The organism is Zavarzinia sp. CC-PAN008 (genome assembly GCF_051903925.1).
Lineage (GTDB): Bacteria > Pseudomonadota > Alphaproteobacteria > Zavarziniales > Zavarziniaceae.
The window spans coordinates 4,456,916-4,469,659 of record NZ_CP173678.1; the positions used below are offsets into that span (position 1 = coordinate 4,456,916).

The window sequence follows — 12,744 nt, forward strand, 5'->3', positions numbered from 1 at the left end:
GGGTTGCGCTGGACCCTAGCCCGGCGCCGGGGCCGGTCCAAGCGTCAAGGTTCGACGCTCAATCCCGGGGGTCGCGCCGCCCGAACGGGACCGGGCGGGTGCGCTCGCGACCCGTGTCGCGCTCATCCTCGGCCGTGCCGCTGCCGGCGCGGCCGTCGCGCTCGCGCGCCTCCCGCTCGCGGCGGCGGTTGCGCCGCTCGGTTGGGCTGTCATTGACGATCCGGGCAAGCGAGGCCAGCCAGTTGTCCTCCCCCTCCAGTTCGCGCTGACGTTCCCGCTCCCGCGCGGCACGGCGCAGGGCGACCAGCGTGTCCTCGTTGTCGGGCGCGCGCCCGGGCGAGGCAAAGGGCGGCGGTTCGGGCTCGACCGGCGCCGGCGGCACAGGCTGTGACGCAACTGCCGGGAACGGGGCTGCCGGGGACGGGGCTGCCGGCGGCGGGGCTGGCGGCGGCGGGGCTGGCGGCGGCGACGGCACCTGTGGCGGAACAGGATCCAGTGCCGAGTCTGCGGCCGCTGCCCTTTCCTCGTCACCCGACAGGCGGCGGGTAACCTGGCGCAGGTCGGTCAGGCTGGCCCGCATGCCGGCCAGGCTGGCATCCCGCGCGGCCTTCAGGGTCAGGTCCGGCGGGAAGGGCGGCTCCACCGGCAGCGCCACGACGGGCTCCGCCGCAGGCTTCGACGCTGGCCCCGGCTCCGTCTCTGGCGCGATCGGCGGTGGCGGCGCGGCGGCGACCTCGACCGCTTCGGGCGCCGTGTCCTCAGGGGCGACGGCAGGCTCCACCGGCACCGGCGCGGGCTGAGGAACGGCAAGGACCGGCGGCGTGCGCCGGGCGGCGGCGGCAGCCTTCGCCGCGGCGCGCGCGGCAGCCTTGTCGGTCCGTGCCTGCGCCCTGAGTGCGGTGCGGGCACTCTTGCGCTCCGCCCGCGCCTTGCGCCATGCAGCGAAACGGCCGACCGGCGGTGCCGCAGGCAGCGCCACGGCGACGGGCAGCACATCATCGGCTGGCAGCGTATCAGGCGGCACGGCGTGGTTCGCGGTCATGGCGACGGCCTGCTGCCCGGTGTCGGGGGAAACCGGCGCTCCCCTGCGGGCGGCACGGCGGGCCTGCCAGCGCTCGCGCAGGGCCTTGAGACGCGCCGCCAGCCCGCTGACCAGCATGAACGGCAGCCGCACCGGGAGGAGCAGGACCCGTGCCCCCAGGAGCAGCCCCTGGCGCACAGGCTGAGGCGCCCTGGCGGGACGCCCCACAGCCAGGCGGGGCCATGGCAGCACTGCGGCGAGCAGCAGCGCCAGCACGGCGGCACTGCCGGCGGGCACGGCCATCGGCCATGCGGCATAGAGCGTGGGCTGGGCGCGCGCCGGCATCTGCGCCACCATGACGGGGTCATAGGCACGGGCCAGGTGGGTCACGTCCTGCCGCCGGCCATAGCGGTCGACCATCATGCCGTGCCCGGTCGAACTGACCCGGGCGATCGTCATCCCGTATTCCACCGCCGCCAGCGTCGCCAGGCTGGAATCGACGGGTTCCAGGTCGGCAATGTCGAGCGCGGGATCCAGGGCCAGCTGGACCCCAGCCCGCCCCGCCGCCGCCAGCACGCTGGGATAGGTCGCATCATAGGCGACGATACCGCCCAGCCGGCCAAACCCGGTGTCGATCTGGGGCACGACGTCCAGCGCCTTGCGCAGGCGCCATTGTCCGGTGCGGAAGGATTCGCCGTCCAGGTATTCCCAGGCGAGCGTGCCCTGCGGGTCGATCATCAGGAAGCGGTTGCGGTTCGGCGCCCGCTCCGCCCCCGGGTCGGGCGCATCCAGCGCCAGCGCGATTGCCACGCCCCGTTCCAGCGCGATCTCGCGCAGGGAATCGACCAGCGCCACCTCGTCGTCACGGCCCAGCAGCTCGGGCAGGCCGGGCCAGAAGATGATGGACGCCCCTGCCGCCGCCTCGCGCGCGGTGCGTTCGACGAGCGCGTCGCGCAGGGGCATCATCGCCAGCGGCGGGCGGAGGCCCGCAACGTCGAGCGGTGGCTGGCCCGATTCCTCGCGCACCAGGTGGGCGGCGTCGAGCAGGCGCATGCCGCCGTTGCCGTCGACGCCGGGCATGATCATCGCCACACGCACCGTCTCGACCGCGGTGTCGTAGACTTCGGTCCGGAACCAGCCGCCCAGCATGGCCAGGCCCGTGACCAGCGCAGCCACGCCCAGCGCCGCCTGGCCACGCGTCCGCTGCCCCGCCGCCATGTGGCCCCAGCCATGGGCGACCAGCGAGGCGAACCAGGCCAGCATGAAGGCGATCGCCCATTCGCCACCCCAGGACGCGATCTGGAGCACGGCGGAATTGCCGGTCTGGCTCAACGCGATGCCGATCTCCGAGCCCGGCAGCTGGGTCTGGCGATAGAGGTACTGGGTAAGGACGACGAGGCAGGGCAGCGCCAGGGTGCCGAGCAGCCCCAGCCGGGCCAGCCGCGGCTGCAACAGCCGGTCCAGCGCCAGAGGGAGGAAATAGGTGACAAGCCCGCCGACCACCAGGGCCGCATAGAGGCTGGGCGGCGCATCCGAGAGGGCGCGGACCACGACCAGCATGGCCGCGGCAACCGCCCCGGCCCCCACGGCCAGCCCCTGCAGCGCCGGCTGGCTGCGCACATAGCGGACGAGCAGCACCAGCGCCAGCCACATGGCGGCCGGCGCGGCGACCGTGCCCGCCGCCAGGATCAGCGCGGCCGTCCCCAGGGCCAGCCAGAGAAGGGAATGGTCGTCGCGACCGCCAGGAATCATCAGAGCCAGACTGTACCGAAGGCCGCGACCATCTCACGGCTTTTCGGCCAGGACCACAATCGTGCCGGGCCATGGCGCCGATCGCGCACGGCCGAGGAACCAATTGCGGCCCCCGGCGTTCATGGGGATGCGGCAGTCCGCCCTGGGTCGCTACCCAGGCCCCGGAACCGGGACCGAGGGCGCGGGGCAAGGCTGCCGGTCAGTCGCGGGTCGCAACCTCGCGCAGGGTGGCGGAACTGGCGGGGTCCAGGACCTCCATCCTGACCTCGCCCGAGCCGGTGACGCCAATGCGGCGCGCGGCTTCCTGCGACAGGTCGATCATCAGGCGGCGGGAATGCGGCCCGCGGTCGTTGACCCGCACATCCACGAACTTGCCATTGCGGGTATTGGTCACCCGGACGCGCGTGCCGAACGGCAGGGTGCGGTGCGCCGCCGTCAGGCCGTTGCGGTCGAAGACTTCGCCACTTGCCGTGCGGCGGCCGTGGAAGCGGCCACCGTACCAGGTGGCGATGCCGACCTGCGTTGTCGCCGGGGCCCGCCGGATCATCGGCGGCAGGGCCATCATGCGCGCGGTGCTGACCGCATTCGGGATCGAGCGCGTCGGCGCCGCGATGCGCGACACCGGCAGTTCGCGCCCATCGCCCAGACCATGCAGCCGGGCCAGGCCGTGCGGTCGGGGCGTCGGGACGGCGGGATTTCCCGCGGCAGGCGGTGCCACCGTCAGGCGGCCCAGGACACCGTCCATGCGGGGGTGACCGACCATGCCGGACGCGGCGTGGGCGCCGGGCAAGGAGGCCGCCGGCCGGGGCTTCGGGATCGGCGTCCGCACGGGCTCGATCGCCCATGCCTGGCCGGCGAGGAGGAGCCCGGTCGCGATCGCCGCGAGGAGCATGCGTGGCCGGTTGGTCACGCCGCAGGTCGGTGTGTAACGGTCATTGCAAGCCGAATACAGTCACCCGCAGGCCGCCGTCAAGCTACTTTTCGATACAATTCGTTATCAGAAGTTAATCTTTTGAAGCCGCATACGATCTGTACTCGACATTGCTAAAGTCATCTAACTGAAATCATCAAGAATTCATGTCGACATCGTAAAATTATTCAGCGCTTGACGCCCGCCTGATTCAAGTATTCCGCCGTGCCGAAAAGCCGCCGCAATCCGAAAAGCGCGCCTGCCTGGAACCAAGCCGCGCCAAACAGTGTTCGTGCTCGCTTGTCGCAGGCAAAATGAAAGGGGCGGCGCTGGTCGGCGTCGCCCCTCTACCTGTGACCGCCAGCCCACAGGGCCGGAAAATCAGTCTGTTTTTCTAAGTCGGTCCAGCAGTCTCTGGCCGGGCCCCTTGACCGCTTCGCGCGGGCTTGGCGCTCGCTGCCTATTGTGTCTGCGTCATCGTCCAATCCAGGCGGTAGGGGCTGTTGGGACGGACCTGGTCGTTGTAGCCCTGGATCTGCGGCGCCCAGTATTCGCCCCGGGCCGTGCCCAGGCCGCCGGTGATGCGATAGCCGTTGTTGCCATTCACAAGCTTCGCCCCCACCAGCCGGCCGGCGGCGTCGACCCCACCTGACAGCGTCCAGTAGTCGCGGCCGATCAGCACCTGCCCAGTGAACCGATTGTCCTGCACCTGCACGCTGACCGGCACTTCGGTCTTGGACTTGGCGAAGGTGGACAGGACCAAGGTCCCCGACCACACCGCGGCCCCACCGACCGCCGGCTGCGGCGGGGGCACCAGCATCGCCGTCTGCTGCGGCGGTTGCTGTTGCCGGGCTGCCGCCTGTTGCGCCGCCTGTTGGGCCGCTGCCTGCTGGGCCGCCGCATCGGCCTGCTGTTCGGCCAGGGCAACGCGCGCCTCCTCCAGCGCCTGCTGCTGGCGCTGGACCTCCTGCTCGCGCGTCGCCATCTCCTGGCGCCGGCGTTCCGCCTCGGCCGCAGCCGCCTGCTGAGCCGCCTGGCCCTGGCTGGACACCACGGGCCGCGCCGCCTGGCTGCCGCCGCGGCCCAGCTGGTCGCGCCGCACCTTGGCCAGGGCCACGAAATTGCCGCGCGGGAACTGGGTCACATAGGCGTCGAAGTCGGCCGGGTTGGTGCTGTCCTTGATCGCGTTCCAGAAGGCCAGCTCGATCTGCGGGTCGGGCGTCGACGGGACCGCGGGCGTCGGCGGCACGACGACGACCGTCTGCGCGTTGAAGAAGAAATCTGCCGTCAGCGACGAGGATTCCCAGGGGACCTGCTGCTGGCCCGTCGCCTGCAGGACCGAGATTCGCGTCTTGCGGAACACGTCCTCCAGCGAGGCGCCGGGAACCTGCATCTCCCGCGCGAGGGCGGAGGCATAGGGACTGTTGTTCTGCGCCCCGTCGACGGCGACGCCGCCGGGCGCCGTCGAATAGGCGACGAGCGAGCCGCGCGGCGCATCCATCCGCGCCAGGCCGGTACCCGACGAGCGCACGCTGCGCTGGGGCAGCGGATTGTTGCGGCATGCGTCCAGCACCACGATGTTGACGCGGTTCCCGGCATACTCCATCTGCGCCAGGACCCAGGCGGCGTTCACCGCCTCCACCTCGACGTCGGCCTCGGACTGGAGCTGTGCCTTGGCCGGGATCAGGTAGTTCTCGCCGCGCACCTGGATGCCGTGGCCGGCATAGAAGAACAGGCCGACCGTGTCCTGGCCCGCCATGCGCAAGCTTTCGCCGAATTGGAGGATCGCGCGTTTCATCGCGCGCTGGTCGGCGTCGGTGACGGTGGTCACCGTGAAGCCCAGGCCCTTGAGCGTCCGTTCGATCAGCTTGGCGTCATTGACCGGGTTGGGCAGGTTGCCCAGTGAGCCATAGGTCGAATTGCCGATGACCAGGGCCACCCGCTTCTCTGCCCAGGCCGGCGCGGCATGGACCGCCATGGCCAGGGTCGCAGCCAGGAAAAGGCCGAGAATGCGGCTCCAGCGGGACATCAATCGCTCCTCGAATACACGCATCAGTGTCCGGGACCCGTCGGCAATGCCCCCTTTGGCCCAGATAAGCGAGCAGACACGGTGGGCGTCGTCCGTCGTCTTCGGACAGACATGAGATGTATACTATCTCTGTGACCGTCAATTTTGCATGCGCCTTGGTGTAGCCCTGGTCACAGATGCCAAGGCCGGTTGGTTACGGCGGTCACAGTCTGCACGCTGTCGCAGAAGGAGTAGGGGCATGATGGACCTGGACGAAGAACTGCAGCGCCTGGCTTCCCAGGCGATGAGCCGCCGCAGCCTGCTGGCCACGGGGATCGCGGTCGGCTTCACCCTGGCGGCGGGTCCCGTCGCCGCCAGCGCCATCGCCACCAGCGCCGACGGCCTGGTCGCCGGCCCGATCACGATCGACACCGGCACGGGCGAGCTGCCGGCCTATCGCGCCCGGCCCGCGGGGGACGGCCCCTTTCCCATCGTCCTGGTGGTGCAGGAAATCTTTGGCGTCCACGCCTATATCCAGGATGTCTGCCGCCGTCTGGCGCACCAGGGCTATTGCGCGGTCGCGACCGAGCTGTTCGCGCGCCAGGGCGATGTGTCGGGCATGACCGACATCGACGCCATCCGCGCGATCGTGGCCAAGGTGCCGGACGAGCAGGTGATGGCCGACCTGGACGCGACCGTGGTGCAGGCGGGCCTCAGCGAGCACGGCGACGCCAGCCGCCTGGGCATCCTTGGCTTCTGCTGGGGTGGTCGCATCGTGTGGCTCTACGCCGCCCATGCCGCGGCACTGGATGCGGGCGTTGCCTTCTATGGGCGGCTGAAGGGGACCCCCGATCCGCTGCACCCCAAGTCGCCGCTGGACCTGGCGGGCGAGATGAAGGCGCCCGTCCTTGGCCTGTATGGCGGCCAGGACGAAGGCATCCCGGTCAGCGACGTCGAAGCCATGGATGCGGCCCTGAAGGCGGCGGGCAAGCAGGCGGAATTCCAGATCTTCCCCAATGCCGCGCATGGCTTCCATGCCGACTACCGCGCTGCCTACGACCCCGATGCGGCGGCCGACGCCTTCTCACGCGCGGTCAACTGGCTGAAGACGCACGGCGCGGGCTGACGCCTGGCTCAGGCCTGGACGCGGCGGATCGCGTCGTGCCAGGCCGCCCGCCGCGCGTCGCGCTCGTCCGCCGGCATGGCCGGCTCGAACCGGCGGTCCAGCTGCCAGCGCGCGGCCACCGCGTCCGTTGTGTCGAACAGGCCAGCCCCCAGCCCGGCCATGGCGGCGGCGCCAAAGGCAGTCGTCTCGGTCACGCGGGGGCGCTCGATCACCAGGCCCGTCAGGTCCGCCAGGATCTGCATGGCCAGTCCGTTGGCCACCATCCCGCCGTCGACACGGAGCGTGTCCGGCATCGGCAGGCCATGGGCGGCCAGGTCCGCGGCAAAGGCCTCGATCAGGTCCCAGGTCTGGAAGGCATTGGCCTCCAGCGTGGCGCGCGCCAGTTCGGGTACGCCGGTGTCCCGCGTCAGCCCGAACATCGCCCCCCGGGCTCCCGCGTTCCAGTAGGGCGCGCCAAGGCCGGTGAAGGCCGGCACCAGGACGACCTGGGACTGGGGATTGGCCTGGGCCGCCAAGCCTTCGATATCGGGTGAGGCCGGGAACAGCTTCAACCCGTCGCGCAGCCATTGCACGGCGGCACCTGCCACGAAGATCGAGCCTTCGAGCGCATAGGCTGGCTGCCCTGCGATCCGCCAGGCGACGGTGCCCAGCAGCTGGTGCGCTGACCGCACCAGCGTCTCGCCGGTATTGGCGACGACGAAGCAGCCGGTGCCATAGGTCGCCTTGATCCGGCCGGGCGCCAGGCATGCCTGGCCGAACGCCGCCGCCTGCTGGTCGCCAGCCAGGGCGCGGATCGGAATGGCGGCACCGAACAGAGCGGGATCGCAGGCACCGAAGTCCCCGACCGTATCCCTGACCTGGGGCAGGAGGCCGGCCGGCACGTCCAGCAGGTGGAGAAGCTCGGGATCCCAGGCCTGCCGGCGGACGTCGAAGAGCAAGGTGCGCGACGCATTGGTCGCGTCGGTCGCATGGACCCGGCCGCCCGTCAGGCGCCACAGCAGGAAGGAATCGATCGTACCGAAGGCCAGCGCGCCGCGCGCCGCCGCGTCCCGCGCGCCGTCCACATGGTCCAGCAGCCAGGCGATCTTGGTGCCAGAGAAATAGGGGTCGATCACCAGGCCGGTGCGCTCCGCGACCAGGGGGCCTGCCCCCTGCCCCCGCAGCCGCTCGCACAGGGCGGCGGTGCGGCGGTCCTGCCAGACGATGGCGGGCGCCACGGGACGACCGGTGGCGCGGTCCCACAGCACGGTCGTCTCACGCTGGTTGGTGATCCCGATCGCGGCGATCGCGGCAGGGTCCACGCCGAAGCGGGCGATGAGGCTGCGCACGACGAAGAGGCTCGCCTGCCAGATCTCGTCCGCGTCGTGCTCGACCCAGCCATCTGCGGGATAGGACTGCGTGAGGTCGCGCCGCACCTCGCCCAGAGGCTGAAGGCCCGCGTCATAGAGCACGGCGCGCGTGCTGGTCGTGCCCTGGTCGATGGCCAGGATGTAGCTGCCTTGCGCGGTCGCGTTGGTCATTGCGATCCTCCCCCGCACAGGCTTGCGATCGGCGGACCGCGTGGTCAAGGGCTACGCGCGCAGCGGGTGCATGGAGCCATCGATGCCAGATACCGGGAATTGTGCATCGCAAGCGCACCTGTTAACTGGCCCTTAAGTCCGTTTCCCGCCTTCTATGGGGCATGGAAACCATCGCCTCTCACCGAAGCAAGGAGCGGTCGGCAGAAGACCTGCTGCTGCTTGCGCGGCGCAAGAATCAGGCGGGGCGTCGGGAGTTGTTCACGCTGGTGTCGGAGCTCTTCGAAGAGGAGCACAAGACGCTGAACCAGCGCGAGCGGGTCCTGATGCACGACATCCTGCGCCAGCTCAGTCACGATGTCGAAATGGCCGTCCGCGTCCGCCTGGCGGAAAAGCTGGCGAACAGCATCGACGCGCCGCACGAATTGATCGTCCTGCTGGCGAACGACAGGATCGAGGTGGCGCATCCGATCCTGCTGGAAAGCAAGGTGCTGAAGGACGCCGATCTGATCGAGATCGTGCAGCAGCGCACCTACCAGCATCAGTTGACCATCGCGATGCGCAAGGACCTGTCCGAGGACGTGTCCCAGGCCCTGGTCGATACCGGCGACGAGGATGTGATCGTCGCCCTGCTGGACAATCCGGACGCACGCATCACTCAGGACACCCTGGCCTATCTGGTCGAGCAGTCCGAGCGTGTCGACCGTTTCCAGAATCCCCTGGTCCACCGCCCCGAACTGCCGGCGGCGATGGCCCGCAAGATGTGCGCCTGGGTATCGGCGGCCCTGCGCAAGTTCATCGTCACCCACTTCAAGCTGGACGCCCAGGAACTGGACGACGTCATCTCGGAGACGGCGGCCGAGGTCGTCTGGGGGGCGGACCTTGCGCGCAACCGGCCAAGCCCGGTCGAGCGCCTGGTCGAGAAGCTGCACAATGCGGGCGACCTCGATGTCGCCTTTCTCTACAAGGCGCTGGCCCGGGGGGAGGTGCCGCTGTTCGAGGAAGGCTTTGCCCGCCTGCTGGGCGTGCGCGTCCTGCTGGCCCGCCGCATCCTCTATGAGCCGGGCGGGGAAGGCCTGGCCGTTGCCTGCCGCGCGCTCTATGTCGAGGGGCCGCTGTTCCTGTCGCTGTTCAAGCTGACGCGCAAGGCCCGCAATTCGTCCAGCCCGGTCACCGACGCCGAGGTGGAAGCGATCTCCGCCTTCTATGACCGCCTGACCTCGCCCGCGGCGCGCACCGTGATGCGCCACTGGTCGCGCGACGGCCTCTACCTCGACGCGCTGCGCCGCATCGTCGACGGCGAAACCTGACGCCCCGCCCCGCGCAGGTCAGGGTCGCGCGGGCGGCGGCCTGGTCCGGTTGTCTGCCGGACCCGACTTCGCTATGGTCCTGCCTCTCGCGCGCGGGCTCGGCCACCGACCCCGCGCCTTTTTCATTGGTGCCGGAGGATACGCGCTCATGAGCCGCCGGAAGCAGGTCTATGAGGGCAAGGCCAAGGTCCTGTACGAGGGGCCGGAGCCTGGCACCCTGGTCCAGTACTTCAAGGACGATGCCACCGCCTTCAACAACCAGAAGAAGGGCGTGATCACCGGCAAGGGTGTCATCAACAACCGCATCTCCGAATACATCATGACGCTGCTGGGCGACATCGGGGTGCCCACGCACTTCCTGCGTCGCCTGAACATGCGCGAGCAGCTGATCAAGGAAGTGGAGATCGTGCCGATCGAGGTCGTGGTGCGCAACGTGGCGGCGGGCTCGCTGTCCACGCGCCTCGGCATCGCGGAGGGGACCAACCTGCCCCGCTCGATCATCGAGTTCTTCTACAAGTCGGACGAGCTGAACGATCCCATGGTGAGCGAGGAGCACATCACGGCATTCGGCTGGGCGACCGCGCAGGAAATCGACGACATCATCGCGCTGACGCTGCGGATCAACGACTTCCTGACGGGGCTGTTCCTGGGCATCGGCATCCGCCTGATCGACTTCAAGGTCGAGTTCGGCCGCCTGTACCAGAACGATGACATGCGCATCGTGCTGGCGGACGAGATCAGCCCGGACAATTGCCGGCTGTGGGACATCCGCACGAACGAGAAGCTGGACAAGGACCGCTTCCGCCGCGACATGGGCGGCGCTGCCGAGGCCTATCACGAAGTGGCGCGGCGGCTGGGCATCCTGCCCGAAGGCGGGCCGCGCGACATGAAGGGGCCGGAGGTGATGCAGTGAGGGCGAACGTCAGGATCATGCTGAAGTCGGGCGTCCTCGACCCCCAGGGCAAGGCGATCGGCAACGCGCTGGCCGGCCTTGGCTTCGAGGGCGTGGGCGAGGTCCGCCAGGGCAAGCTGATCGTCCTCGACCTGGCGGAGACCGACGCGGCCAAGGCCCGGGAATCGGTCGACGCCATGTGCCGCCGTCTGCTCGCCAACACGGTCATCGAAAGCTATTCGATCGACCTCGAGGGCTGAGCGTCGGCGTTGCCCCTGATGCTTCGAGACGCCGGCCTGATGGCCGGCTCCTCAGCATGACGCTGTTGTTTTATATGCACAATTTCCAGCGCGCGTCATCCTGAGGAGCCCTGCAAGGGCGTCTCGAAGGATGCTGGGGCCGCGGCCTCCGCACTCCCTGCCCCAACGCCAACGCTCAGAACGCCGGCACCGGTTCGCCGAACAGGTTCTCGTAAAAGGTGCGGCCGGTATATTCCTTGCGGAACAGGCCGCGGCGCTGAAGTTCGGGCACCACGAGGCGCACGAAATCCTCGTAGCCCCGGGGCGAGGCTGCCGGCACGACCATGAAGCCGTCGCAGCATTCCGCCTCGAACATGTCCTGAAGCTGGTCGGCGATCTCGGTGGGTGAACCGATCATGCGCGGCGTCATCTGGTTGACGCCATAGCGGCGCCCCGCCTCGCGCAGGGTCAGTTCGCCGAACGCTCCCCCATTCTTCAGGTTGTCGACCACGCCCTGCACATTGCTGGCGCTGGTGTCGATCCCCGCGGCCGGCGCGTCCAGTGGATAGGGCGACAGGTCCTGCCCCAGGACCAGCGACATCTCGACCACGCCCAGTTCGGGATTGACCAGCGCGTCGTACTGCGCCGCCAGGTCCTCCGCCTCGGCCCGGGTTTCGGCTGCGATCACGTCTATGGCGGGCAGGATCGCGCAATGCTCCGGCTTGCGGCCATGGGCTGCGACGCGGGCCTTGATGTCGGCATAGAAGGCCTGCGCCGCCCTTCGTTCGCCCTGGTGGGTGAAAATCATCTCGGCCCAGCGGCCAGCGAACGCGCGGCCGCGCGGTGAGGAGCCCGCCTGCATGATGACCGGTCGGCCCTGCGGTCCGCGCGGCGTGGTCAGCGGCCCGCGTGAGCGCACGTACTTCCCCTCATAGTCCACATAGTGGACCTTGTCGGGGTCGGCGTAGATGCCCGACGCCTGATCGTGCAGCACGGCTCCCGGTTCCCACGAGCCCCACAACCGGTAGCAGGCCTCCAGCACCTCGTCCGCATGGTCATAGCGCTCGTTCTTGCTGGGCATGCTGGTCAGGCCGAAGTTGCGCGCTTCCGCGGCAGAGGCCGAGGTGACGACGTTCCAGCCGCAACGGCCGCCGCTTATATGGTCCAGCGTCGCGAACTGGCGGGCGATCTGGTACGGAAAGTTCCCCATCGTGGTCATCGTGGCGGCCAGGCCGATGTGTTTCGTCGCCCGCGCCATGGTGGCCAGCAACTGCATCGGGTCCATCATCGTCATCTGGCCCGCCCACTGGACCATCGGTTTGAAGGTCGCGGCGTAGTTGTCGAAGATGCAGGCGACGTCGACGAAGAACAGGCCGTCGAAGCAACCGCGCTCCATCACCTGGGCCAGATGCTCGTAGCGGGCCGGGTCGAAGGTGCGTGCCGTGTCGCTCTCGGGGTGGCGCCAACTGCCATTGTTGTGCCAGCTGGGCCCTGCCATCAGGTAGCCGACCAGATGCATCTGCCGCGTCACGTCCGCCCCTCCGCAGGCTGTCCCGTCAGGAAAGCCTAGGACCCGGAAGCCGACTGGGCAGGCGCCAGAAAGCCGCATGGCGCCGTCTACCGCCGTTCAGGGTGTGAAACCGCCGCCCGGCGCGCATTTGGACCGGTAATCAGAACACGAGGTCTGGTTTTCGGAACGCAAGGACCTCCACTGACAGGATCGGGATCGAATCCGGCCGCGCCGTGTTCAGCCAGTCAGAAACGGAGGTCCGCGATGCCCGATCCCCAGGTCCGCGAAAGCCGGTCGCACCAGCTCAGCATCGTTCCCGCCCTGGCCATGATGGTGATGGCGGCCATGGGCGGCGCCGCCCTGATCGGTCATCGCGCCGGGACGGTGCAGCCCGGCGCCACGGTCCCGGAGCCCCCGGCCGAGGTGCTGGCCCTGGCGGGGCGCTGAGCGCCCTTCCGG

The 12,744-nt window shown here is 69.4% G+C and carries 10 protein-coding genes; 5 read left to right on the plus strand and 5 right to left on the minus strand.

Going from position 1 to position 12,744, the window contains the following annotated elements; all coding sequences use genetic code 11:
- Positions 1–58: 58 nt before the first annotated feature.
- The 3 genes from ACI6GS_RS20725 to ACI6GS_RS20735 all read right to left on the minus strand — a co-directional run bounded on the left by ACI6GS_RS20725 (position 59) and on the right by ACI6GS_RS20735 (position 5,712).
- Positions 59–2,773, minus strand: a complete 2,715-nt coding sequence (locus tag ACI6GS_RS20725) for a hypothetical protein (RefSeq protein WP_439815370.1) — start codon at positions 2,771–2,773, stop codon at positions 59–61.
- A gap of 199 nt (positions 2,774–2,972) precedes the next feature.
- Positions 2,973–3,683 (minus strand): septal ring lytic transglycosylase RlpA family protein, encoded by a 711-nt coding sequence (locus ACI6GS_RS20730; protein ID WP_439815371.1) that lies wholly within the window; start codon positions 3,681–3,683, stop codon positions 2,973–2,975.
- A gap of 460 nt (positions 3,684–4,143) precedes the next feature.
- Positions 4,144–5,712: a caspase family protein gene (locus ACI6GS_RS20735; protein WP_439815372.1), complete on the minus strand. Its 1,569-nt coding sequence runs from the start codon at positions 5,710–5,712 to the stop codon at positions 4,144–4,146.
- Positions 5,713–5,950: 238 nt separating this feature from the next.
- On the opposite strand from ACI6GS_RS20735, the gene ACI6GS_RS20740 reads away from it, so the two are divergent.
- Positions 5,951–6,817, plus strand: a complete 867-nt coding sequence (locus tag ACI6GS_RS20740) for a dienelactone hydrolase family protein (RefSeq protein ID WP_439815373.1) — start codon at positions 5,951–5,953, stop codon at positions 6,815–6,817.
- A gap of 8 nt (positions 6,818–6,825) precedes the next feature.
- Here the strand turns inward: ACI6GS_RS20740 and glpK are convergent, their stop codons facing one another.
- Positions 6,826–8,337, minus strand: coding sequence for a glycerol kinase GlpK (glpK, locus tag ACI6GS_RS20745; protein ID WP_439815374.1), 1,512 nt, complete (start codon positions 8,335–8,337; stop codon positions 6,826–6,828).
- 266 nt (positions 8,338–8,603) lie between these two features.
- On the opposite strand from glpK, the gene ACI6GS_RS20750 reads away from it, so the two are divergent.
- The 3 genes from ACI6GS_RS20750 (at position 8,604) to purS (ending at position 10,796) form a co-directional block, all read left to right on the plus strand.
- A complete protein-coding gene (locus ACI6GS_RS20750) occupies positions 8,604–9,644 on the plus strand; it encodes a DUF2336 domain-containing protein (protein ID WP_439815375.1) in 1,041 nt (346 codons plus the stop codon).
- A 148-nt stretch (positions 9,645–9,792) separates the two neighbouring features.
- Complete coding sequence (purC, locus tag ACI6GS_RS20755; protein WP_439815376.1) at positions 9,793–10,557, plus strand: phosphoribosylaminoimidazolesuccinocarboxamide synthase; 765 nt, start codon at positions 9,793–9,795, stop codon at positions 10,555–10,557.
- The gene (purS, locus tag ACI6GS_RS20760) at positions 10,554–10,796 is read left to right on the plus strand and encodes a phosphoribosylformylglycinamidine synthase subunit PurS (protein ID WP_439815377.1); all 243 of its coding nucleotides are present in this window, start codon (positions 10,554–10,556) and stop codon (positions 10,794–10,796) included. The genes purC and purS overlap by 4 nt, the downstream gene beginning before the upstream one ends.
- Positions 10,797–10,971: 175 nt before the next feature.
- On the opposite strand, the gene ACI6GS_RS20765 is transcribed toward purS, so the two are convergent.
- The gene (locus ACI6GS_RS20765; protein WP_439815378.1) at positions 10,972–12,306 is read right to left on the minus strand and encodes an LLM class flavin-dependent oxidoreductase; all 1,335 of its coding nucleotides are present in this window, start codon (positions 12,304–12,306) and stop codon (positions 10,972–10,974) included.
- Positions 12,307–12,549: 243 nt separating this feature from the next.
- Here ACI6GS_RS20765 and ACI6GS_RS20770 point away from each other — a divergent pair, with 243 nt between their 5' ends.
- Complete coding sequence (locus ACI6GS_RS20770) at positions 12,550–12,732, plus strand: hypothetical protein (RefSeq protein ID WP_439815379.1); 183 nt, start codon at positions 12,550–12,552, stop codon at positions 12,730–12,732.
- Positions 12,733–12,744 lie beyond the last annotated feature (12 nt).